The organism is Bradyrhizobium sp. Kon69, from assembly GCF_055807515.1.
Map to the genome: position 1 here is coordinate 16,463 of NZ_JBVVOS010000036.1, position 20,795 is coordinate 37,257.

Sequence of the window (20,795 nt, forward strand, 5' to 3'; positions counted from 1 at the left end):
TCGTCCCGATTCCACCAATTGCCAGCGCCACTGCGCCAAGGACCGCGCCAGAATAGCGCCAGTCGCCGGGTTGTTGATCGGTCCCTTCTATGCTTTAGGCTTCCTAATCCCCGCCGCCGGTCCAGCCTGATGCTGTTCAATTCCTACCCGTTCATCCTGCTGTTCCTGCCCGCCGCGCTGGCGGGCTATTTCTGGCTCGGGGGGCGCAGCAATCTGGCGCCGGTGATCTGGCTGGCGGTGGCCTCGCTCGCCTTCTATGCCATCGGCAATTGGCAGTTCGTGGCCCTGTTGCTGATATCGATCGCCTTCAACTATGGCATAGGCCACCTCCTCATCGTGGCGAAGCTTGCTCCGTCGCAACGAAAGGCCGCACTTGCCCTCGGGGTCGTCGGCGATCTCTTCGTGCTCGGCGTCTTCAAATATGCCGGCTTCGTCGCCGAGAACGTCAATGCGCTGGCCGGCACGCATTTTGCGGTCCACATCCTGCTGCCGGTCGGCATCTCCTTCTACACCTTCACGCAGATCGCGTTCCTGGTCGATGCCTGGCGCGGGCAGGTCGCGGCCTACGCGCTGCCGCACTACGCGCTGTTCGTGACCTACTTTCCGCATCTGATCGCGGGACCGATCCTCCACCACAAGGACATGATCCCGCAATTCGAACAGGAGGAAACCAAGCAGCCGCACGCGCATCTGATCCTGTGCGGAATCATCATCTTCGCAATCGGCCTGTTCAAGAAAACGTGCCTCGCCGACGGCATCCAGCCGCTGGTCGCGCTCGCCTTCGATGCGCGCGCGCCGAGTTTTGATCAGGCCTGGCTTGGCGCTCTCGCCTACACATTCCAGCTCTATTTCGACTTCTCCGGCTATTCCGACATGGCGATCGGAATATCGCTGATGTTCGGCATCTTCCTGCCGGTCAATTTCAACTCGCCCTACAAGGCCACCAGCATCGTCGAGTTTTGGCGGCGCTGGCACATGACGCTGTCGCACTTCCTGCGCGACTATCTCTACATCCCGCTCGGCGGCAACCGTCGCGGCCGCGTGCTGCGCTACGTCAACTTGCTGCTGACGATGCTGCTCGGCGGGCTCTGGCATGGCGCAGCCTGGACGTTTGTCATTTGGGGCGCGCTGCATGGCGCCTATCTCTGTATCAATCACGCTCTCAACGCGCTGGTGCCGAATCTTCCAAAATTGCTCGCGTGCCCAGCTCGCGTCGCCGGGGCCGTGCTGACATTCCTCGCCGTCGTTGTCGCCTGGGTCTTCTTCCGTGCCGAACGGGTCGATTGGGCCATGCGGATTCTGAATGCGATGGCCGATCCTGGGAACATCGTGTTCGGCCGCGAAGAGATTGCGGCCTCGGTGATGGTCGCAATTTATGCCGCGCTGGTGTGGCTGGCGCCGAACACGCAAGGCATCATGGGGTACGACCACGCCAATCGCAGGGTCGGCGACGGCCTGATGGCCGGACGGATGCGGCCGCTGGTGCTTTATGGTGCGTCGCTGGTGCTTGCGTTCGGGATCTTGGGCATCCAGAGCCACAGCGAATTCATCTATTTTCGGTTCTGATGCGGGGCGTGTTCACACATCCAGGGCGTCTTCTCCTCGCGAGCATCGCGTGCGTGCTGGGCGCGGCTGCGCTCACCTATGTCATCGATCCCCTGCAGCTGTTTCGCCCCTCGCGCCTCGTCGCGCCGTTCTATTCCGATGACACGCGGGTGCAGAATGCCGGGCTGATCCGCAGCCAGCCGTTCGACGCCGCCTTCATGGGTACCTCGCTCGCGATCCATTTTCGCCAGAGCGACATCGACCATGCGCTTGGCGTGCACTCGCTCAAGCTGGCGATGACCGGGTCTAATTCGCGCCAGCAGGGGTTTGTGCTCGAGCGGGCCATCGACCGCGGCGCAAGGCGCGTGATCTGGGCGATGGACGATTTTATCTTTGTCGATGCGGCCGACATCGAGACCGATCCTTATCTCTCTGCCGATCTCTATCGCGGGACGGCCAAGGGGATCGCGTCCTACCTGTTCAGCGCAGCGATGGCGAAGGAATCCCTGTTTGCGCTGCTGCGGTCGGTTCCGCCGCTGCGGCAGCCGCTGACCCGGGCCGCGCCTTATCTGCCCGTCAAGTTTGCGCTTGAAGACGTCGACGACATCTATGCGTTGCCGCGCGATATCGACGTCGCGCGCGCCTACAATGCGAAAAGGACGCTCGCGGCCTTCACCTATATCACCGATCCCGTGCGCAGCCGCTTTCTCGGCGAAGGCTATCGTTACGACGCGATGGTGCGGCATTTCGAGCGTGACGCCGTCGGCCTGATCGCGCGCCATCCGGACGTGACCTTCGACATCTACTTCCCGCCCTATTCGATCCTGCAATTCGTCGCGATGCGCGACGCGTCGCCTGCGACGCTGAAGACCGTCACCGACCTCACCGCCGTCATGGCGCAGCGCCTGACGCAGCTTCCCAATGTGCGTCTGTACGATTTCCGGGCGATCAAGGACGTGACGCACAACCTCGACAATTACGGTGACGTCATCCACCATTCGCCGGTCGTCGATGCGAAGGTGCTGTCGTGGTTGGCGCACGGGCAGTATCGGGTGGATCCGAAGGCGCCGCTTGTGTCATTGGACGCGTTGAAGGCGCAGGTCGAGGCGTATCGGATCGCGCCGCTGCCGTAGCCCGCATGAGCGAAGCGACATGCGGGGCCTCACGCAAGAATCCCGGGTGTCGCTTCGCTCACCCGGGCTACAAGATTGCTCCCAGAAGGGGAGAAGAAAAAAGACGGCTACGCCGCCACCTCTTCGCCGAGATACGCAACCGCTGCCTCGAGCCCGCCTTTGCCGTGCGGGATCTTCAGCGCGTTCAGCCCGACCTCGATCACCCCCAACGTGCCGAGCAGCATCGGGGCGTTGACGTGGCCCATATGGGCGATGCGGAAGGCTTGTCCCGAGAGATCGCCGATGCCGGTGCCGAGCACCACGCCGCACTTCTCCTTGCAATAGCGTTGCAGGATTGCCGGATCGTGGCCGTTGCTCATGGTCACCGTGGTCACGGTGTTGGAGCGTTCGCTGGCTTCCGCGACGTTGAAGCCGAGCACCTGGCCTTCGGACCACGCGCCGACGGCGCGGCGTGCGGCTTCGCCGAGCAGGCTGTGGCGGCGGAAGGCGTTCTCCAGCCCTTCCTCGTGCAGCAGGTCGATCGCCTGGCGCAGCGCGAACAGCAGATGCACCGGCGCGGTGCCGGCATATTTGCGATAATGCTCGCTGCCCTCGCGCTCGCTCCAGCTCCAATAGGGCGTGCTCATATTGGCCGTCTTCTGGACCTCGAGCGCACGCGCGTTGGCCGCGACGAAGCCGAGCCCGGGCGGCGTCATCAGGCCCTTTTGCGAGCCCGACATCGCAACGTCGATGCCCCATTTGTCCATCTCGAACGGCATGCAGCCGAGCGAGGCGACAGTGTCGACCATGTACAGCGCCGGATGGCCGCTCGCCTTGATCGCTTTGCCGATCGCCTCGATGTCGTTCTGCACGCCAGACGCCGTGTCGACCTGGACGACGACGACGGCCTTGATCGTATGCTCCTTGTCGCGGCGCAGGCGCTCCTCGACCTCGTGCGGTCGCACCGCGCGGCGCCAGTCGCCCTTGAGCACCTCGACCTCGGCGCCCATCAGCGCTGCGGCATGGCCCCAGCCGATCGCGAACCGTCCGCTTTCGAGCACCAGCACCTTGTCGCCGCGCGACAGCACGTTGCTCAATGCTGCTTCCCAGGCGCCGTGACCGTTGGCGATGTAGATGTAGGACTTGCCCTTGGTCGCAAACAGTTTCGAGATGTCGCTGAGCAGGCTCTCGGTCAGATCGGTCATCTGTTTGGAGTAGATGTCGATCGCCGGACGATGCATCGCCCGCAGCACCTCGTCGGGCATATTGGTGGGCCCGGGGATGGCCAGAAATTCCCGGCCCGCGCGAACGGTCATTGCTGTTGGTCCTTGTTGCCTGAGAACAGGATGGTGGGTCGCTGATTCACACTTTTACGCGGCGCTGCGGTGCAAGAAAAGGCCGGAAAACGCAGGTCTGAATTGGGTTATCTCTTAGTCTCGCGGCAGCCCGCATCTTCGGCTTCCTCCACCGAGCAGAACCAGCGCGTGCCCTTGCTGATCTTCATCTTGATCTGCGCATACCAGCGGCTGGTCGGCCGGTGATAGATGCATTCGCCGGCGGAGTTGACGTTGCCCTTGATGGTGCAGTCCGGCGAGGGCGCGACCGGGCCCGAGGCCGAAGCGAGCAGGATCGCATGCGCGCCGTCGGGCGGCTTGGTGGCGCCGAGGATGGTGGTCTTCTTGTTGCGGACGCGCCAGTCCCAGGGCGCGATGAAGGCGCCCTGCCACATGCCAGCCTTGGCCTCCCGCGCGGCCTTCTCGTCCGCCTCATAGTCGTGCGACATGCGGGTGTAGGCCAGCGCCCAACCTGTGCGCACCAGCCATTTCTGGATGTCCTCGCCGCCGACATCGCAGCGCGCCACGGTGCGGCCGCGCCGGTCGATCGACCTCGCGTGGCAGATCCAGTTCTTGCCGTCGGCGTATTTGGCGAGCTCGTCGCGGGCCGCGATGCCGCAGGTCCAGCGCTCGCCCTTGTTGTTGAGGCAGAGCTGGTCGACCGCGGGCGCGTCGATGCCGCCGAGCCTGATCCGCGTGTTGCCGATCATCACGGCGTCGCCGGCGCGAACCTTTGCGGTGCCGGTGATGTCGGCGGCCTCAGCCGGCGACGGCAAACCGGGCAAGGAGAAGCCAAGCAATGACAGCGCAATCAGGAATTTTCGCAACATGCCGGTCCGCGTGTGATGAAAACTGCGATAGACCTCGCAATTGTGGTCGGCTTTTGTCCGCCCGGCCAGCATATGCCTGGCAGTTGGGCTTTCAACTTACTGTCATCTTTCGTCTCCACGACGCAGAAGTGGTGGGTTACGCCGAGCGGACTGCGCTTCGCGCAGCCGCAGGGCTAAGCCACCCGACGAAACCTATCCCCGCGCCATCGCCCGCTTGGCCACCGCGAGCCCCATCAGCACGAACGCCGACGTGACCTCCGGACCGCCGACCAGAATCCGCGTCGGCGTCTTCATCTTGTTCCATTCATAGGCACGGAACGGGCCGCGGCGACCGCCTTCGCCGAGGCTCGCGACGATCACGTTCAGCGCCGGCGCAAAGGCGCGTGGATCGGCGCCGAGATGGCCGAGCGCGATCAGCGCGAGTGCTGCGTCGAACACGTTCATCTCGGCGGCCATCAGCTCGCCCTTGACGTAGGACAGCACGCGGTGGCGGATAAAATCGAAATCGCCGTCGGGATCGATGATCGCCTGCGCCGCCAGCGGCAGCGCCAGGAAGGCGGCGTAGCAGCGGCCGAAATAGGCGCTGTAGAGCTCCGGCAGATAATAGATGTGCGAGCGCGGATTGGCGAAGGCGCCGCTCGCCGCCAGGCGCTTCTGGAAGCCGATGATGCGATGAACGGTGGCAAGCCGCGCCGGTGTCTCCAAGACTTTCCAGCGCGCGAGGTTGCGGAAGCTGACCTCGAGAATGTCGAGATTGAGCGTCGGATCGAGATCGTTGCCATAGGGCCGCTCGCCCTTGAGGTTGTCGATCCAGGTCGCAACCCCGCCCTCGTAGTCGATATTGTCGTTGATCGGCACGGTCACGCGCGGCTCGTTGACGCCGGCGCGCACCTGATAGCCTGCATAGAAATCCAGCAGCGGCTGGTCGAGGATCGGATCGGTGCAGCCGGCCTGTGTCGCCGCGGAGATCGAGCACGCCGTGGTGTCGCAATCCGGCACGTAGACGCCGAAACCGAGGTCCTGCTTGATCTGGGCGAAGTAGCGGGAGAAGCGCGGATGCGGCGCGGGCGCGAGCGCAGTGATGACGTTGAATCGCGCGCCGTCGAGGCCCTCGACGTCTTCGCGGCTGATGTTGACGCAGAAATCGACCATGTCCGCGACCGCGCGCTCCGCCGCCATCTTGTCGGCGGACGAGGCGAGACCGGTCTCGACGTAGCTCAACAACGCCTCGATGAAGAACGCGTCGTAATAGGCCGAGCGGTGACGGATCTGCACCGGCTCCCACATCGGTTCGGCAACCCCTCGCCAGGGCGGATTGACGACGGCGCGCGCCGGCGATCGCGCGATGAAGACGCGGGCGAGGTTGAACAGCAGCGAGGAGTTCTTGTAGCCGCGCGCGTTGAGACCCGTGAGCGCCATGGTCAGCTCGCGGCCGCGGAAATCGGGATCGCCGATCAGGTTGAACGCGGCGTAGGTCGGCAGAAAGCCATTTTTGCGGTACGAGCCCAGCAGATGCTCCGCGCAGTCGCGGATCACGCCGTCGATCTGCGATGGTTGCGGCATGGCGCCGGTGAACATGGCCGGCGGCGGCTTGGGATGGTCCAGCGCGATGCTGTCGACGAGATCGGCAACGGGCTGGCCGACCACCGCCCAATCGGGCTCGGCCTCGTCGCGGGCGCGCACCAGCGCCTCGCGCAGCCGGGCCAGTTTGCCTTCGTCGCGCAGCTCGGGCAGTCCGGCCCGGCGGAGCAGCACCCGCAATGCGGGATTGCCGAGCGCGGTTTTGTAGAACTTGGCCAGATGCGGATCGCCGCTGGCCGCAACAGACAAGACGGGATCGCAGACGTCGTAAAGCGAGGGGCCATCCTTCCGCGCCGTCAGCGCCCGGCAGGCGGCGCCGGCAAAATATTGAAAGCTCATGAAATAACCTGGTCGCGGGAATTGGCCGGGGGGCCGGCCGGCACGCTCCCAGCCGCGTGCCACCCCCTGCAAGTCGTTGAAAAAGCTACCCGGATTCGCAGGAAATACAAATGTGACGGCAGTCACAGAAAAAGCCGGCACGAAGCCTGCATAATCAGGCTCCGGAAGGCTACAGGGACGCAAAAAAATCACACTTTTGGCGGTGCAAATTAGTTCGTACTTCCAGTGACTTAGCTCAAATTTTCGGCGATCTATTGCGGGGGAGGCGATATCCGGTTAAGGCTTTGTTTGGTGCGGCGCCGCAAATTGCGCGCAATTCGGGGGCACACCCCCGGCCAATCCCTCAAACCCAAAGACGCTATCGCGCTACTCAAACAGTGTGCGCGTGCTTGGCTGGTCTTTGGCACTGACAGGAATGACGCGAGATGAATGTAACGCAGCTCGACATTTCCCGACGCACGATCGCGGTGGCCGCAGCCCTCATCGGCACGGTCTCGCTCGTGATCGGCGCCCATGCTGCTCTCAATATGCGGGCGCTCGATGCCGCCAAGGCCGTCTCGACCGACCAGGTCACCGGCTCGATCGGCCAGGCCTCGCGTCTTGCCCTCGTCATCGGCAATGGACACTACCCCGACGCCAGCGCGCCGCTGACGCAGTCGATCAACGACGCCCGCGCGCTGTCCTCCTCGCTGCGCAAGAACGGTTTTGACGTCGACATGGTGGAAGACGCGACCAAGGACGACATGGTTCGTGCCGTCAATCGCCTGAAGTCCCGGATCAAGCGCGACACCGTCGTCATGCTGTTCTTCGGCGGCTACGGCGTGCAGGCCGGCCGCGAGAGCTACATGCTGCCGGTCGATGCCGTGATCTGGAAGGAAAGCGATGTCCGCCGTCACGGCGTCTCCATCGAGGGCGTGCTCGACATGATGAAGGAGCAGGGCGCCAAGGCCAAGCTCGTCGTGGTCGACGCCTCCCGCCGCAATCCCTATGAGCGCCGCTTCCGCTCCTACAGCCACGGCCTCGCGCCGATCAGCGCGACCGACAATGCGCTGATCCTCTCCTCGGCTTCGCCCGGCAAGGTCGTCGACGACGGCAAGGGCGAGCACAGCGTGCTGGTCAGCGAGTTCCTCAACAACCTCAATGCGCAGGGCAGCGCCGAGAGCGTCTTCAACAAGACCCGCCTTGCCATCTCCCGCGCCAGCGAAGGCGACCAGGTCCCGACCGTCTCCTCCTCGCTGCTCGAGGACGTCCATTTCGGCGAAGCCGGCGGCTAGTTTTTCTTAGCGCTGGTAGGGTGGATTAGCGAAGCGTAATCCACCACTTCTCTCGTCAGCATGGAAAGCAAAGAGGTGGATTACGCCTTCGGCTAATCCACCCTACGATTGACGTGCTCAGCGCACATCTGCCTCTCCATCGTCATTGCGAGCGTAGCGAAGCAATCCAGAATCTTCCCGCGGAAAGATCCTGGATTGCTTCGTCGCTTTGCTCCTCGCAATGACGGTGGCGAGATCTACTTCGCCGCTTCCGCGGCCATCACGGTCCGCACCGGATCGCCTTCGCGCAGCAGCGCGCCGGCGCGGGCGACGACGATATCGCCTTCGTTGAGGCCGTCGCGGATCTCGATATTGCCGCCCGACATCAGTCCGACCTCGACCCGCTTGGTCTCGACGCGGTTGCGGCGGATCACCTGCACGACGGTGCCGGCGGAGGAATACTGCACCGATGTCAGCGGCACCGCGACGTTGCAGCTCTGGCCCGACTTGATCAGCGCGCGGCCGCTCGCATTCAGCAACAGCCGCTTCTGCGAGGAAATGCCGATATAGACCATGCCCTGCTGGATGTTCGGCTCGACCGTCGGGCCGATGCGGCGCACCTTGCCGTCGATGTCGCCGGCGCCGGCGATGCGCACCGTCGCCACCTGATTGACTGCGAGCTTGCGCATATCGCTGGTCGCGACCAGGGCGACGAGATCGTACTCGCTGCGCGCCACGATCGTGAACAGCGCCTCGCCCTTGGCGGAGGCGAGATTGCCGATCTGCGCGGTCGACGTCGCGATCACGCCTGCGACGGGGGCGGTGACCTGAAGCGTGCCGCCCTCGGGCAGTGCCAGCCGCGCCAGCACCTGGCCGGCGGTGGTGGTGTCGCCGGCTTCCGCCAGCACCTCCGTCACCTTCAGGCCGGGCCGCTCCGGCCGCACCGAGCTTGCCTCGCGCGCGATAATCGTGCCGGTGCCCTCGACGATGTCGGAGAAACAGGATTTTGCGACCTTCAGCACCGTGACCGCCGGCCCCTTGGGCGCGTCGTCATCGGCGGCGGCAGCGGGCTGGGCCGACAGCACCAGCAGTCCGGCGAGCGCAACGAGATGTCTGGAAACAGAACGCGCAGGCAATGAACGCATGGGTCATTCCGGTTGGGGCCTTGACGGCCTCATCGTTAGCAGAAGCGATCGCTGCGGACCATGGGCCGGCCGAATGAGAATGCCGCAGCAGCACGGGCGGCGCGATGCCGCCCGTTGATTTAGTCGCCGCAGAAGCAAAGAGGTTCGTCGGCGGCCGCCGCCCAATCAACTCGTCATGCCCGGGTTTGTCCCGGGCATCCACGTTCTTTGTGCCGCGGAGCTGGACGTGGATGGCCGGGACAAGCCCGGCCATGACGACGAGGAGGTATCAGCTCCCCCTCACTGCAGGCTCAAGAACTCCACCCAGTTCGGCTTCTTGCCGGTGGCGTAGGATTTCAGCTTGGCGAGTGCCCCGCTGCTCTGGTCGATGGCATAGACCGTCATGCTGTCGGAGAGCTCTCCGACCGCGGCAAGGTAGCGCCCGCCGGGATCGATATGGAAGCCGCGCGGCTGCTTCTCGGTCGGCACGCTGCCGATCGTCGTCAGCTTGCCTGTTGTTGCATCGACCTTGTAGGCGGTGAGCGTGCTGGTGGTACGCTCGGAGGCGTAGAGGAAACGGCCGTCGGGGGTGATGTGGATGTCGGCGGCCCAGGGCTTTCCGGTAAATCCTTCGGGCAGCGCGCTGGTGCGCTGGATCTCGTCCCATGCGCCGCCCTTGGCCTCATAGGCGAACGCCGCGACGTCGCCGTTCAGCTCGTGGAGGAGATAGACGAACTTGCCGTTGGGGTGGAATGCGAAATGCCGCGGCCCCGATTTCTCCGGCACCTTGTGAGCCGGCGGATCGCTCGGCGTGAGCGTGCCGGTCGTGGCATCGAACGCGAAGGCCAGGATCTGGTCGGAGCCGAGATTGGTCGCGAACGCGAAGCGGTTGTCGGGCGAGGGCAGGAAGGCGTGCGCGTTCAGCCCGGTCGGGATCACCTGCTTCGGCTCGCCTGCGACGCCGTTGGCAAGCAGCGGATTCAGCGCGACCTTGTTGCCGCCATAGGAGGCGCTGAACAGGAATTTGCCGCTACGGTCGATGGCGATATTGGCCATGCTGTCGGCGAGCGGGCCGTTGCCGAGATGGCTGAGCTGGCCCGTCTTGGGATCGATCGCAAAGCTCACCGCGAGAAACGGCTGCGAGCGGACACCGGCGATCAGCACGCGATGATCGGGCGTGATCGCGAGCGGCGTCGAGGATCCCGGCTTTTCGACGCCGGTGAAGGCGGCCGTCTGCACGGGCGTCATCTCGCCGTTCTCGGCCATCTTGAAGACGCTGATGTCGTTGCTGTCGGCGTTGCCGACATAGGCGAAGGTCTCGGCCATGCCGGCGCGGACTCCAGAAATGAGAGTGAGGAAAGCAAGCGTGGTGGCGATCGCGGCGCGGGGTACGCCGGATCTGATGCGTCGGGTCGATCTCACCATGGGGGTCCTCCTGGATGCCGGTGCGGCATTTGTCGTTTTGCCGGCGAGGATAGCGGCAGCCGCCCCGCCGCACCAAACTCCAATTGGGATCGATCGATGCCGAAATGGTATCGGTGGGAGACCTACCGTATCGCCGCTGTGCGGGAGGGCGGATGGAGCCCGGGCGGGGTGTGGGGCGGCCCGAGCACGGTCCACACGGTGACCGCGAGCAGCGCGCAGGTCAGGATCGTCCAGGCGACGAGTCGTTTCCGCATCAGGCCGAATCCGTCAGTCACATGAATGAGAATGCTCCCGGGGGCGGGCCTGGCGATCATGCGCTGCAAATCGCGGCGATCCTATGAACTCGTTCACAGGCGAACCGAACCAATGCCGCGCGAGCGCATTGAACCGGCATGCCCCGTGAAAACGATCTTGAAGGTAAGCCCGACATGGGCGGCAAGCATGGCGGTCAGGCCGGCCAGCCCAAGCCGCCGCCGCGCCCGCGTCAGGGCGAGCGCGACGAGGACGTCGTGGCAAAGCGCCACACCGGCCAAACCGATCCCGACTCCGCGCCGACCAAATCAAAATAGCACCTCGGCCGCGCCGCATTGGCACCGGGAACGGCAGCCTCGCCTTGCCGTTACCCTGATCCCGCGGGCGGTGCAGATCGAAACGGAGGCTGGCACGTGTTTTGGATTTATTGGGACACCGCCTGGTCGCTCATCATCAGCGGCATCATGTTCGCGACCATCGTCGCGCATCCCGATGCCGAGTTCGTCGAGATCCACGCGGCCAAGCAGGTCAAGTGAGCCCGCGCCGGCCGGTTCAGCGGCGCATCATCGTATGCTGGGCCGAGCCGGGACATCAGAATTCAAAATCTCAAATCATGCTGCCCGGCATGAAGCAGCGGATCTTGGCGCGGCCGTTGACGTAATACGGCCAGACCATGGTGCGGCCGGCGCGGTTCGGCTCTGTGATCACGGTGTCGTCGGGCACCTCGATCCAGTCGCCCAGGAGTCGCACGCGATAATGTCCGTTGCTCGTGTCCCAGTCGACATCGTCCAGCGCGGTGCCGTCGGCGTCGGCGCAGCAGGGACCGCCGCCCTTGCTGTGCAGGCTCTCGAACCAGCCCTTGAGGGGAGAGTTCGCGTAGCGACCGTCGTCGCGGGCCTGCACGGATGGGCCGATCATGGCAGCAACCGCTACGAGAGTGACCATCCTGAATGCCGCGATCGCCATATCGCCTCGCTCGATCTCGCGCACGCACGAGCGCAGACGAGGAGCCGCCTGCGCGGCACGTGACGCAATGCTGGCTGGCGCCGCGGACCGGTTCCAGCCGTCTCAGCGGGGCGATAACCGCGAGGGTCGATGTTTGATCCTATTTTGGAGGGCGCGGACCTATCGAGTCCGCGCCCTGCTTCAGCTCTAACCCTGCAAGCGGTCAGTAGTCCCAGAACACCGGCACCCAACGGAAGGCGTCGCCGTCGGCAGCGACCCGGCCCACGGACGGGAACGGCAAGTGCGTCGCCACCAGCATCTCGCCGGTCTCGGCAAGCTGTCGCAACAGACGAACGCGAACGCGCGCGGCCTCCTCGGGGTCGTGTTCGAAACCGTTAAACCAGTCGGGTTGCTCGAACCCGACGGCAAACACGGCATCGCCGGCGAATGTCAGCGCGTCGTCGCCGGCCGCCATGCGAACCACGCTGTGTCCGGGGGTGTGACCGCCGGTGCGACGGGCGATGACGCCTGGCGCAATCTCTTGCTCGTCATCGAACAGCCGCAGCTGACTGCCGTACTCCTTCAGGAACTGCTTGGCGGTCGATCGCAGCGCGTCCGGAAACCCTTCCGGCATGGCGGTGCGGGAGAAATCAGGCTTTTCCCAGAATTTGACCTCGGCGGCCGCGACGTGGATCCGCAGGTCCTTGCGCAGCTGCTGCTTCACGCCGTCGACCAGCAGCCCGCCAATGTGGTCCATGTGCAGATGGGTCAGCACCAGATCGGTTACCGCCGAAAGATCGATGCCGGCGGCCGCCAGTCGCCTGATCAACTGCCCGGCGCGCGGCAAGTTCAAGTTCGGGTCCGAGCCCAGCCCGGCGTCGATGAGGATGGTCTTGCCGCCGCTGCGGACCATGACGGCGTTCAGCGCCCAGTCGAAAGCATCCTGCGGCAGGAACATGTCGTGCAACCAGGTCGCCCGCACCGCCGGGTCGGCGTTGTGCGCGAGCATCTTGGTCGGGAGCGGCAGCACGCCGTCGCTGACCACCAGCACGTCGATCTCGCCGATCTTCAGCGCGTAGCGCGACGGAACGAGCTCTTCGGGTCCCGATGACACGGGATATGAGGTGTTGTGCAGATTCATGTTGGTCTCCTGTTTCAAAGATAGAGGCTTCCGGCTGGTGGTTGAGCAGGCCGCGCCGCCGGGGGAGAGCGCAGCCCGTGATCGCTTGCTGCGCTAGACGTCGGTCACCCGTTCCGGATCGGCCGACGCGAGCGCCAGGGCGCGCTCCGCCTTCGGCGGATAGATCCAGACGGTGTTGATCTCACGCTTGGTCTTCTTGGCGATTTCGCCGACCAGCTCGACCTTGCGCTCCCATCCGCGTGTGAACAGCGCACCGGCTTCGCCGAGGTCGAGGCAAGTGACATAGGCCTTCTGGTGGTAGGGCCTGGTCGGAACGCCGAGCAATTCGGCCGCGGCATTGTTGCCGGCAAAGGCGCCCATCCGCGTGGCGTGCTGGCACGACATCAGCGCGTAATTGCCCTCGTCGTCGCAGGCGGCGCGTGCTGCGTCGCCGGCCGCGAAGACACCCTGAACGCCTGGCACCTGCAAGCAGCGGTCGACCAGCAACCGGCCGAAATTGTCGCGCTCGGCGGGAATCTGCCCGGTCAGCGGCGCTGCTCGCATGCCCGCCGCCCAGATCACCGTCTCGGTTTCGATGTGCTCACCGCTGGACAAGGTGACGCCGGTCGCGTCGAGCGCGGCGACGCCGGCACCGAGCCGTGTCTCGACGCCAATCTTGCGCAAGGCTTCCTCGATGACGGGGCGGGCGCCGGCACCCATGTCGGGTGCGATCGCAGTGTTGCGATCGACGATGACGACGCGAGTCCTGGCATTGGGGCCCAGGATTTCGCGCAGCCGCGCCGGCATTTCGGTGGCCGCTTCGATCCCGGTGAAGCCGCCGCCGGCGACGACGACGGTGTCCCGTCCGTTCACGGCGGGCCGCTTCGCGAGACCGTGCAGATGCTTGTCGAGCGCAACGGCATCGTCGAGCGAATCGACGCTGAAGCCGTGCTCGGTGAGGCCCGGAATGTTCGGACGGAATAGCCGGCTGCCGGTGGTCACGACCAGGCGGTCGTAGGACAGCGTCTTTCGCGCGCCCTTCGCGGGCGTGATCTGCACCGTTCGGGCCTCGGTGTTGATCGTCTCGGCGCTGCCCTGGATGTAGTCGACGTCGATCGCCTCGAGGACCTCGAGCAGCGGGGCCGTCAGGGTTTCCGGCTTCGGCTCGTAGAGCCGCGGACGGACCACCAGCGTCGGCTCCGGTGAGACGAGCGCGATCTGCAGATCTTGCGGCGAGACGCCCCGGATGTCGCGCAGTCGCGCTGCGGAAAGGGCGGCGTACATGCCGGCGAAGCCGGCGCCGATGATGACGAGTCGCATGGATTTTCTCCTTGGTTGCTGTTCGAAAGACCGCGCGCGACCGCGCTGCTGCGTTGAGGGCAGCGTCCGGCGTCGGCGCGTGGGGTGGGTTGGATCGCTGGCTTAGGGCCCGATGCAGCGTGCCATCACCGATCTCGGCGGCTGGCCGTAGCCCAAGACGACGGGCTGAAGCTCATTTCGACTCCAGTCCTGATAGGGAAGGCCGGGGCCATTTCGGATCATGATGGAAACAGGCGGCTGTGCCGGGTGCATAGTGTAAGCCGGAATTTCCACTTCCTCGCCCGTCGCCGACGTGAAGCGAACGGCCAGCGAGAGTCCGTACAAGGTCGCGGTTGCGAGACTCCGGCGGCGTGATGAGATCAACCGTCGGCTGACGAAGTTTTTCCAGGTCATCTTTGGTCTCCCTCGATTGGTCTGGACATGGAGATGATGTAGCCGACCCGATTTGCCGTTGCCCCAGCGCGATTGCCGTCGCTGTCGAGAGATTGCTGCTAACGCATGCGCCTGCGCCAATCGCTCGGCGTCTCGCCCGTCAGCTTCTTGAATGCCGCGGCGAAGGCGGTCTGCGAGGAATAACCAAGCGCCGCGGCGACCGAGACGATCGATTCGTCGCTCTCCCGCAGCATGTTCATGGCCTGCTCGAGCCGGTGCTGGCGCAGCCAGGCATGCGGCGACAGCCCGGTGCTCTCCTTGAAGGACCGGCAGAAATGAAAGCGCGACAGACCCGCATCGGACGCCAGCGCATCGAGCGAGACGTCCGCTTCGCTGTCGGAGCGTAATCGTTCGATCGCACGGAGCAGGACCTTCGGCGCCAGTCCGCCCATGGTCGGCTGGAACGTGGTCGGCGATCCCGCATGCGCAGCCAAAAGGCGCGTGGCCAGAAGATCCGTGAGCTGATGCCGGAACAGCGTATCAAGGACGCCATGGCTCTCCAGCGAATCCGCCGCGCTCAGGAGCAGTCGGGACGTGATCGTGTCGGGATGCGCCGTTCGCTCGATCAATTCGGCGGGCCCGGCGGTCCCGGCCTCGCCGGCGATGCGCTGCAGCGTCGCGTCGGGAAGGTAAAGCTGCACGACGTCGACGGGCTTCGGAATGTCCCATCGGGAGCTCGACCCTTCCGGAACGATGTTCACGACCCCCGGACGAAACGTGCCGATCGCGATCGATTTTCCCGAGCGCCGCTCCATGCGCTGCATCACGCCTTTGTGCGCCATGATTACGTGATGGCGCATGGGCTCGACGACGTCGTGCAGCGGATCATGCTTCCAGTGCGCGATACCGGCACCGGAGGAGTCCAGCGCCATGCGAAACGGCTGGGTCCTGAGCACGCGCGCCATCTCCCCGTCGGCGGCGCGCCGCTCGAACGTTGAGCGGTCGTCAGGCTGTGCGTCGGGTGCGGGCGGCAAGCCCCTGTGCGAGGGATTGCGCATGAGTGCCGTGTTCCCGGTCATGATGTGGCTCCTGCTGATCAACTCGGGCTTTCGATCAGTCGTCCGCATTTGTACGGAACGGCGCGTGTTCTATGCGCCGCGGTTGCGGTGCGTATTTCCTGAACCCGGCATGCTTTGTCCGATCCTGCTCCAAGCCGGCCCGCGCTTTCGCGAACGCACGGTGAGCGGGCGGGGAGGAGAAGTGCTTGTGAGAAAAGGGCGCAGGCCGCCACACGGCCGCCACATCGATGTCGCGATCGGGCACGCTCGTGGCGTGGAACGGTTGGATTTCAAGGCGGACAAGCCTCGTCCGGAAATCCTCCAAAAGGAGGGGACCGGATGACCCGGGCGCTGCTAGGCCGCGGCCGCCTGTGCCGACAACAGCTGCTTCAGTTTCGCCGCCGGCACGGCCGGGCTGAACAGCCAGCCCTGCATCTGGCTGCATCCGAGCTGGAGCAGCACTTTGCGCTGGGCTTCGGTCTCGACGCCTTCCGCGGTCGTCACCATGTGGCGGGCGGCGGCCATGTGCACCACCGCCTGCACGATCGGCGAGGAATCCTCGGGTTCGCCGATGTCGCAGATGAAGCTGCGGTCGATCTTGATCTTGTCGAACGGAAAGCGATGCAAATAGCTCAGCGACGAATAGCCGGTGCCGAAATCGTCGAGCGCGATGCGCACGCCGAGCTCGCGCAGCTGCTGCAGGATCGTCAGCGCCTCCTGGTCGTCGCGGATCAGGACAGTCTCGGTGATCTCGAGCTCGAGCCGTCCGGGGGCGAGACCCGACTCGGCGAGGGCGGCGGCGACCTTCAGCGCCAATGTCCGCGAGCGGAACTGTACCGGTGAGACGTTGACCGCGATGTGGATATCGCCGGGCCAGGAGGCGGCCTCGGTGCAGGCCTGCCTCAGCACCCATTCGCCGATCTCGCCGATCAATCCGGTCTCTTCCGCAACCGGGATGAAGTCGGCGGGCGAGACCATGCCGCGCTCCGGATGGTGCCAGCGCAGCAGCGCTTCGCAGCCGGTGACGACGTTGGCCGCGAGATCGACCAGCGGCTGGTAGTGCACCTCGAATTCGCCGCGGGCCAGCGCCTGGCGCAGATCGAACTCGAGCTGGCGGCGCAGCCGCGCCTTGGCGTCGTATTCGGGCGCGAAGACACGGAAGGTGCGGCGGCCCTCGGATTTCGCCGCATACATCGCGAGGTCCGCGCGCTTGAGCAGATCGTCGGGATTGTCGCCGTGGTCGGGCGCGATCGCGATGCCGATGCTGGCATCGGTCGGGATTTCCTGGCCATTGTAGTTTACGGGCGCGCGCAGCGCCTTGAGGATCTGCTCAGCCAGCGCCGTCAGCTCGGCCACATCGCGGGTGCCGGCCTTGACGATGGCGAATTCGTCTCCGCCCAGCCGCGCGACCATGTCGTTGCCGCTGACGCAGGCGCGCAGGCGGTTTGCGACCTGGCGCAGCAACTCGTCGCCGACCTCGTGTCCGAGCGAATCGTTGACGCCCTTGAACTCGTCGACGTCGATATAGAGGATCGCGAACGGCTTGCCCTGGGCAAGCTCCGCGACGCGCCGCTCCAGATGGCCGCGCATCAGCACGCGGTTGGGCAGGTCGGTCAGCGCGTCGTAATGCGCCATATGCGCGATGCGCTCGTCGGCGCGGATGCGCTCGGTGACGTCGTCATGGGTCGCGAGCCAGCCGCCGGCGGCACCGGGCTGGTTCTTGATCTCGATCAGGCGGCCATCCGAGGTCTCGACGATCGTGCTCTGCGTCTGCCCGGCATTGCCCAAAATGTCGTCGCAATAGGCATCGACGTCGCCATGGAACGAACCGGTGTCGTGGCGATGCTGGATCACCTCGCGGAAATACGCGCCGGGCTTCACCACGTCTGCCGACAGTCCGTACATCTCGATGTAGCGCCGGTTGCAGACGATCAGCCGCTCGTCCTGATCGAACATCAGGAGACCCTGCGTCATCGTGTTCATCGCGGTGTCGAGCTGGTGCTTCTCCACGGCGAGCCGACGGGTCATCTGGCGGAAGATCAAATAGAGCGTGAGCACGAGCAGGCCGATCGAGAGCACGGCGACGGCCACGAAGAATTTGGTTTGGGTGTGCCATGACGCCAGCGTCGCATCCAGCGACTTGGTCGCGACCACCACCAGCGGCTCGCCGGCCAGGAGGCGTGCAGCGACGATGCGATCCTTGCCGTCGATCGGGCTTGCGAGCTGGGTCGTGACGAAGGTGCGCTCGAACACGGCCATCTGCTCGGGCGTGCCGTTGCGGAAATTCTGCCCGATCATCGCGTCCACATGCGGAATGCGCGCGAGCAACTGGCCGTTCTGGTGGTGCATCGCGATCGAGGAGTCCTCGCCGAGCCCGCTCGAGGCGAAGAAGGATTCGAGCTGGTCGGGTGCGATCGCGCGCGAGACCAGCCCAAGGAATTCGCCGTGAGGACCGGAGACGCGGCGGGCGAACACGATCGCCGGTCCGCTGCCCAACCGTCCGGGCACCACCTCGACCTCCTCCTGCGAGGCCGGATCGTTCTTGAGGCGATCGAAATAGCCGCGGTCGGAGACCGAAACATCGGCGACCGGCCAGCGCCGCGACGAGTTGATCAGCACGCCCTTGGCATCGAACAAATTGGCACCGGCGACGTCGGACCAGCCGCTGGCCTTGGCGCGCAGCACTTCGTGCACAGCGAGCGTGCCCATCTCGCTGCGGAAGACATCGGCGGATTCGATGCCGTGGCTTTCGAGCTCGGCGATGATGCTCTTCTGCAGCACCGCGAAGTCCTCGAACTCGCGGTCGAAATGGCGGGCGAGCAAGCGGACCGCGCTCTCTAAGCTGTCGCGGCCGCTTTCGATCGCATTCTGCCGGAAGCGGTCGACGGTGAGCGCGGTGCCGATCGCCATTGCGGCCATCAGCACGAAGCCGCCTGCGATCAGCCATGTCAGCGGCGCGCCGCGCCAACGGCGCAGCAACGCGCGCATGCGCGCGCTCCATCGGATCGATGTGCCCATGCAGCCCTCCCGTGGGATGCAAGATGCGGCAAAACCGACAAGACCGCGTTACCAGTAAGGGTTAGGAAAACATGAATCGGAGCGTAATCAGAGGGTTGGTTCCCTCGCTTGTCTGAAGTCGCGGTGGGCATGGTTCCCTCAGCGTCGGATCTCCCATCTCAACGCTTCCGCATTGGTCCTGGCGAACATCGCCGGCACGTCGAAGGTCCCGGTCTTGAGATCATAGCGGCAGCGCCAGTCGGCCAGGCCCTTCACGGCGACGTTCTTCGGGTGCTTGTCCATTTCGCCCGACAGCGAGATCACGAGGTAACGGTTGTCCGGCCAGTGCACGCCAAGGCCGCGATAGGCCTCTTCGGTGCCTTTCACGAGATTGGCCGAGATGTGGTAGTCGAGCTTCATCTTCCCGGTGTCCGGGCGGCTGTGGAAATAGGCCCAGGCCAAGTCGCTGAACGAGGCCTTCGTCGCGCTGACGAAGGCGCCTTTCTCGACATGGTAGAGATAGAGGTCCTGCTCGCCGGAGCCGGTCTTCTGCATTCGCACCAGCCATTGCGAGTCGGGCGTGAAGCGGAAGCCGCCGCCGTAACCCTGCTCGGGCCTGAGCTCCGTCATCTGTTCGCCACGCCTCGCCCAGGCCTGCCATTTGACGTCGAAATCCCCGCCGTCTTTCATGTACTGCTCGATCCCAGTGGCGCCGTCGGGAGAGGTGAAGGCGAGATCGGCATTGTCGGTGAGGATGTAATCCGGCGGCGGGCCGGACGCGGCGAGCCCTGGAGTTGCGGCCATTGTCAGGGCAAGCACCAGCCCAACAAACAATTGTGCGGGACGGCAAAATGCGTTCACGGTGAAAATTCCTCGAGAAAATGCCGCGATGCGGCCTCGATCATTTGACGCCGGCGGGGGTGCGCCGGTTCATCCCCGGCGCCGGCTCATCATCCTATCGACCGTCTTGCTGCCGTGGCCAAAACGGCGCAACTTGCCGGCTCGATTGATTTGCCAGGTTCTTCCTGATCAAGGTTCATTTCCGATGGTGACCGCGACCAAGGCCTTCATTGCATTCTGTCTGCTCGCGGTGGGCGGCACCGTGCTGGTGATCGGCCCCACCGAGCTGCGTCGCCTGCTGCCGATGGGGGCGAAGACCGACATCGCCGCCAAGCCGGAACCCAAGGTCGAGCAGAAGGTCGAGGCCAAAGTCGAACCCAAGCCGGAACTCAAGCCGGAAGAGCCCAAGCTCGCTGCGGTCGCGCCGCCGGCGCCAGCTGCATCTCCGGCGCCGGCCCCCGAGCCGAAGGCGGGTGCATTGGCTGAAACCCAGAAGCAGGTCACGGCCGCGCTTGCCGATCTTGCACCGGTCAAGCCGCCGCCGGCGGTTGCCGATAGCGGCCCCCGTTTCGACGTCGCGCGCGTCGACGATCACGGCGAGGCGGCGGTGATCGCGGGCCAGGCGACGCCGGGCGCCAAGGTCGAGCTGCTGCGCGACGGCAAGCCGCTCGACAGTGTGGTGGCGGATGCCTCGGGCCAATTCGTGATGACGCCGCCGCAGCTTCCCGCCGGTTCCTATGAGCTGACCCTGCGGGCGAAATCGCCTGACGGCACCATCACGCAATCCGGCCGCAGCATGCCGGTGGTGATCGCCGAAGCCGCGCCGCCGCCCGCGCGCCCTGCACCGGTCGCGAGGCAAGAGACGAAGCAGGAAGCGAAGGCCGAGAAGCCCGACGACAAGTCGGATGTGGTGGCATCGGTGTCGGACAGACCTGCGGCCCGGCCCCGGGTGATGGGCGCACCGAAACCAAAGGGCGGGTCGGGGGTCATGGCGCGGGCGCCCGCGGCCACGACCGTCGCATCGGCCTCGCCGGCGGACGCCATCAGCGGTGCACCGGCGGAAACAGGCGGCAGCCGGGTGATCTCCCGCGGCGACAGCCTGTGGGCGCTCAGCCGGCTCGCTTACGGCGACGGCGCCCGCTTTGCGGTGATCTACAACGCCAACCGCGCCAAGATCCACAATCCCAATCTGATCTATCCCGGCCAAACCTTCGTGCTGCCGCAAAAGGCGGAGTAACACCGCATCGGCTCTGCCGGTGCGCGTTGCGACGCTTTGCCCTGTGCGCTTCCGGAACATTTGGTTCCCTCGCGCGTCATGGTGATGCGACGCGATGCGCGCTTGGCGCCG

At 65.1% G+C, this 20,795-nt stretch carries 20 protein-coding genes; 7 read left to right on the plus strand and 13 right to left on the minus strand.

Translation table 11 applies throughout. The annotated features are described in order from the left end of the window. Nucleotides 1-129: 129 nt before the first annotated feature. Nucleotides 130-1,566 carry an MBOAT family O-acyltransferase gene (locus tag AC0L3U_RS34000; protein WP_473364657.1) on the plus strand — a complete coding sequence of 479 codons (1,437 nt, stop codon included), beginning with the start codon at nt 130-132 and terminating at the stop codon, nt 1,564-1,566. Then, nucleotides 1,566-2,678 carry a hypothetical protein gene (locus AC0L3U_RS34005; RefSeq protein ID WP_473364658.1) on the plus strand — a complete coding sequence of 371 codons (1,113 nt, stop codon included), beginning with the start codon at nt 1,566-1,568 and terminating at the stop codon, nt 2,676-2,678. Before AC0L3U_RS34000 ends, AC0L3U_RS34005 begins: the two co-directional genes overlap by 1 nt. A gap of 107 nt (nt 2,679-2,785) precedes the next feature. Here AC0L3U_RS34005 and AC0L3U_RS34010 read toward each other — a convergent pair whose 3' ends face one another. The 3 genes from AC0L3U_RS34010 to AC0L3U_RS34020 all read right to left on the minus strand — a co-directional run bounded on the left by AC0L3U_RS34010 (nt 2,786) and on the right by AC0L3U_RS34020 (nt 6,741). Beyond that, the gene (locus AC0L3U_RS34010) at nt 2,786-3,973 is read right to left on the minus strand and encodes a pyridoxal-phosphate-dependent aminotransferase family protein (RefSeq protein WP_473294953.1); all 1,188 of its coding nucleotides are present in this window, start codon (nt 3,971-3,973) and stop codon (nt 2,786-2,788) included. A gap of 107 nt (nt 3,974-4,080) precedes the next feature. Further along, nucleotides 4,081-4,821: a thermonuclease family protein gene (locus AC0L3U_RS34015; protein WP_473364659.1), complete on the minus strand. Its 741-nt coding sequence runs from the start codon at nt 4,819-4,821 to the stop codon at nt 4,081-4,083. A 192-nt stretch (nt 4,822-5,013) separates the two neighbouring features. Then, entirely contained in the window at nt 5,014-6,741 is a 1,728-nt protein-coding gene (locus tag AC0L3U_RS34020) for a hypothetical protein (protein ID WP_473364660.1), read from the minus strand. Between the two features lie 425 nt (nt 6,742-7,166). Here AC0L3U_RS34020 and AC0L3U_RS34025 point away from each other — a divergent pair, with 425 nt between their 5' ends. Next, on the plus strand, nt 7,167-8,015 hold the full coding sequence (locus AC0L3U_RS34025) for a caspase family protein (RefSeq protein ID WP_027515065.1): 849 nt from the start codon (nt 7,167-7,169) through the stop codon (nt 8,013-8,015). A gap of 236 nt (nt 8,016-8,251) precedes the next feature. On the opposite strand, the gene AC0L3U_RS34030 is transcribed toward AC0L3U_RS34025, so the two are convergent. The 3 genes from AC0L3U_RS34030 to AC0L3U_RS34040 all read right to left on the minus strand — a co-directional run bounded on the left by AC0L3U_RS34030 (nt 8,252) and on the right by AC0L3U_RS34040 (nt 10,797). Next, complete coding sequence (locus AC0L3U_RS34030) at nt 8,252-9,139, minus strand: efflux RND transporter periplasmic adaptor subunit (protein ID WP_473364661.1); 888 nt, start codon at nt 9,137-9,139, stop codon at nt 8,252-8,254. Between the two features lie 279 nt (nt 9,140-9,418). Then, nucleotides 9,419-10,543 carry a lactonase family protein gene (locus tag AC0L3U_RS34035; protein ID WP_473364662.1) on the minus strand — a complete coding sequence of 375 codons (1,125 nt, stop codon included), beginning with the start codon at nt 10,541-10,543 and terminating at the stop codon, nt 9,419-9,421. A 122-nt stretch (nt 10,544-10,665) separates the two neighbouring features. Continuing rightward, the gene (locus AC0L3U_RS34040; RefSeq protein WP_473364663.1) at nt 10,666-10,797 is read right to left on the minus strand and encodes a hypothetical protein; all 132 of its coding nucleotides are present in this window, start codon (nt 10,795-10,797) and stop codon (nt 10,666-10,668) included. A 138-nt stretch (nt 10,798-10,935) separates the two neighbouring features. On the opposite strand from AC0L3U_RS34040, the gene AC0L3U_RS34045 reads away from it, so the two are divergent. Both AC0L3U_RS34045 and AC0L3U_RS34050 read left to right on the plus strand, forming a co-directional pair. After that, nucleotides 10,936-11,112: a hypothetical protein gene (locus AC0L3U_RS34045; protein WP_473364664.1), complete on the plus strand. Its 177-nt coding sequence runs from the start codon at nt 10,936-10,938 to the stop codon at nt 11,110-11,112. 96 nt (nt 11,113-11,208) lie between these two features. Next, nucleotides 11,209-11,331, plus strand: coding sequence for a hypothetical protein (locus AC0L3U_RS34050; RefSeq protein ID WP_256379023.1), 123 nt, complete (start codon nt 11,209-11,211; stop codon nt 11,329-11,331). A 70-nt stretch (nt 11,332-11,401) separates the two neighbouring features. Here AC0L3U_RS34050 and AC0L3U_RS34055 read toward each other — a convergent pair whose 3' ends face one another. From AC0L3U_RS34055 to AC0L3U_RS34075, 5 genes are all read right to left on the minus strand, one after another. After that, nucleotides 11,402-11,761, minus strand: a complete 360-nt coding sequence (locus tag AC0L3U_RS34055) for a hypothetical protein (RefSeq protein ID WP_456766731.1) — start codon at nt 11,759-11,761, stop codon at nt 11,402-11,404. 202 nt (nt 11,762-11,963) lie between these two features. Continuing rightward, entirely contained in the window at nt 11,964-12,881 is a 918-nt protein-coding gene (locus tag AC0L3U_RS34060; protein ID WP_473364665.1) for an MBL fold metallo-hydrolase, read from the minus strand. Between the two features lie 93 nt (nt 12,882-12,974). Further along, nucleotides 12,975-14,180 carry an NAD(P)/FAD-dependent oxidoreductase gene (locus tag AC0L3U_RS34065; protein WP_473364666.1) on the minus strand — a complete coding sequence of 402 codons (1,206 nt, stop codon included), beginning with the start codon at nt 14,178-14,180 and terminating at the stop codon, nt 12,975-12,977. A 102-nt stretch (nt 14,181-14,282) separates the two neighbouring features. Next, on the minus strand, nt 14,283-14,573 hold the full coding sequence (locus tag AC0L3U_RS34070) for a hypothetical protein (protein ID WP_473364667.1): 291 nt from the start codon (nt 14,571-14,573) through the stop codon (nt 14,283-14,285). Nucleotides 14,574-14,671: 98 nt separating this feature from the next. Beyond that, nucleotides 14,672-15,631 carry a helix-turn-helix domain-containing protein gene (locus tag AC0L3U_RS34075; protein ID WP_473364668.1) on the minus strand — a complete coding sequence of 320 codons (960 nt, stop codon included), beginning with the start codon at nt 15,629-15,631 and terminating at the stop codon, nt 14,672-14,674. On the opposite strand from AC0L3U_RS34075, the gene AC0L3U_RS34080 reads away from it, so the two are divergent. Next, nucleotides 15,609-15,953, plus strand: coding sequence for a hypothetical protein (locus AC0L3U_RS34080; protein WP_473364669.1), 345 nt, complete (start codon nt 15,609-15,611; stop codon nt 15,951-15,953). The two genes, AC0L3U_RS34075 and AC0L3U_RS34080, sit on opposite strands and share 23 nt — an antisense overlap. Nucleotides 15,954-15,964: 11 nt before the next feature. Here AC0L3U_RS34080 and AC0L3U_RS34085 read toward each other — a convergent pair whose 3' ends face one another. Further along, nucleotides 15,965-18,628, minus strand: a complete 2,664-nt coding sequence (locus AC0L3U_RS34085) for a bifunctional diguanylate cyclase/phosphodiesterase (protein WP_473364670.1) — start codon at nt 18,626-18,628, stop codon at nt 15,965-15,967. Between the two features lie 138 nt (nt 18,629-18,766). Continuing rightward, nucleotides 18,767-19,468, minus strand: coding sequence for a hypothetical protein (locus tag AC0L3U_RS34090; RefSeq protein WP_473364671.1), 702 nt, complete (start codon nt 19,466-19,468; stop codon nt 18,767-18,769). Nucleotides 19,469-19,652: 184 nt separating this feature from the next. Here AC0L3U_RS34090 and AC0L3U_RS34095 point away from each other — a divergent pair, with 184 nt between their 5' ends. Then, nucleotides 19,653-20,684, plus strand: coding sequence for a LysM peptidoglycan-binding domain-containing protein (locus AC0L3U_RS34095; RefSeq protein WP_473364672.1), 1,032 nt, complete (start codon nt 19,653-19,655; stop codon nt 20,682-20,684). The last annotated feature ends 111 nt before the right edge of the window (nt 20,685-20,795 follow it).

Bases quoted from the DNA above. Each gene is read 5' to 3' on its own strand.
- AC0L3U_RS34000 (WP_473364657.1), top strand. From the start codon at position 130: ATGCTGTTCAATTCCTACCCGTTCATCCTGCTGTTCCTGCCCGCCGCG.
- AC0L3U_RS34005 (WP_473364658.1), top strand. From the start codon at position 1,566: ATGCGGGGCGTGTTCACACATCCAGGGCGTCTTCTCCTCGCGAGCATC.
- AC0L3U_RS34010 (WP_473294953.1), bottom strand. From the start codon at position 3,973: ATGACCGTTCGCGCGGGCCGGGAATTTCTGGCCATCCCCGGGCCCACC.
- AC0L3U_RS34015 (WP_473364659.1), bottom strand. From the start codon at position 4,821: ATGTTGCGAAAATTCCTGATTGCGCTGTCATTGCTTGGCTTCTCCTTG.
- AC0L3U_RS34020 (WP_473364660.1), bottom strand. From the start codon at position 6,741: ATGAGCTTTCAATATTTTGCCGGCGCCGCCTGCCGGGCGCTGACGGCG.
- AC0L3U_RS34025 (WP_027515065.1), top strand. From the start codon at position 7,167: ATGAATGTAACGCAGCTCGACATTTCCCGACGCACGATCGCGGTGGCC.
- AC0L3U_RS34030 (WP_473364661.1), bottom strand. From the start codon at position 9,139: ATGCGTTCATTGCCTGCGCGTTCTGTTTCCAGACATCTCGTTGCGCTC.
- AC0L3U_RS34035 (WP_473364662.1), bottom strand. From the start codon at position 10,543: ATGGTGAGATCGACCCGACGCATCAGATCCGGCGTACCCCGCGCCGCG.
- AC0L3U_RS34040 (WP_473364663.1), bottom strand. From the start codon at position 10,797: ATGCGGAAACGACTCGTCGCCTGGACGATCCTGACCTGCGCGCTGCTC.
- AC0L3U_RS34045 (WP_473364664.1), top strand. From the start codon at position 10,936: ATGCCCCGTGAAAACGATCTTGAAGGTAAGCCCGACATGGGCGGCAAG.
- AC0L3U_RS34055 (WP_456766731.1), bottom strand. From the start codon at position 11,761: ATGGCGATCGCGGCATTCAGGATGGTCACTCTCGTAGCGGTTGCTGCC.
- AC0L3U_RS34060 (WP_473364665.1), bottom strand. From the start codon at position 12,881: ATGAATCTGCACAACACCTCATATCCCGTGTCATCGGGACCCGAAGAG.
- AC0L3U_RS34065 (WP_473364666.1), bottom strand. From the start codon at position 14,180: ATGCGACTCGTCATCATCGGCGCCGGCTTCGCCGGCATGTACGCCGCC.
- AC0L3U_RS34070 (WP_473364667.1), bottom strand. From the start codon at position 14,573: ATGACCTGGAAAAACTTCGTCAGCCGACGGTTGATCTCATCACGCCGC.
- AC0L3U_RS34080 (WP_473364669.1), top strand. From the start codon at position 15,609: ATGAGTGCCGTGTTCCCGGTCATGATGTGGCTCCTGCTGATCAACTCG.
- AC0L3U_RS34075 (WP_473364668.1), bottom strand. From the start codon at position 15,631: ATGACCGGGAACACGGCACTCATGCGCAATCCCTCGCACAGGGGCTTG.
- AC0L3U_RS34085 (WP_473364670.1), bottom strand. From the start codon at position 18,628: ATGGGCACATCGATCCGATGGAGCGCGCGCATGCGCGCGTTGCTGCGC.
- AC0L3U_RS34095 (WP_473364672.1), top strand. From the start codon at position 19,653: ATGGTGACCGCGACCAAGGCCTTCATTGCATTCTGTCTGCTCGCGGTG.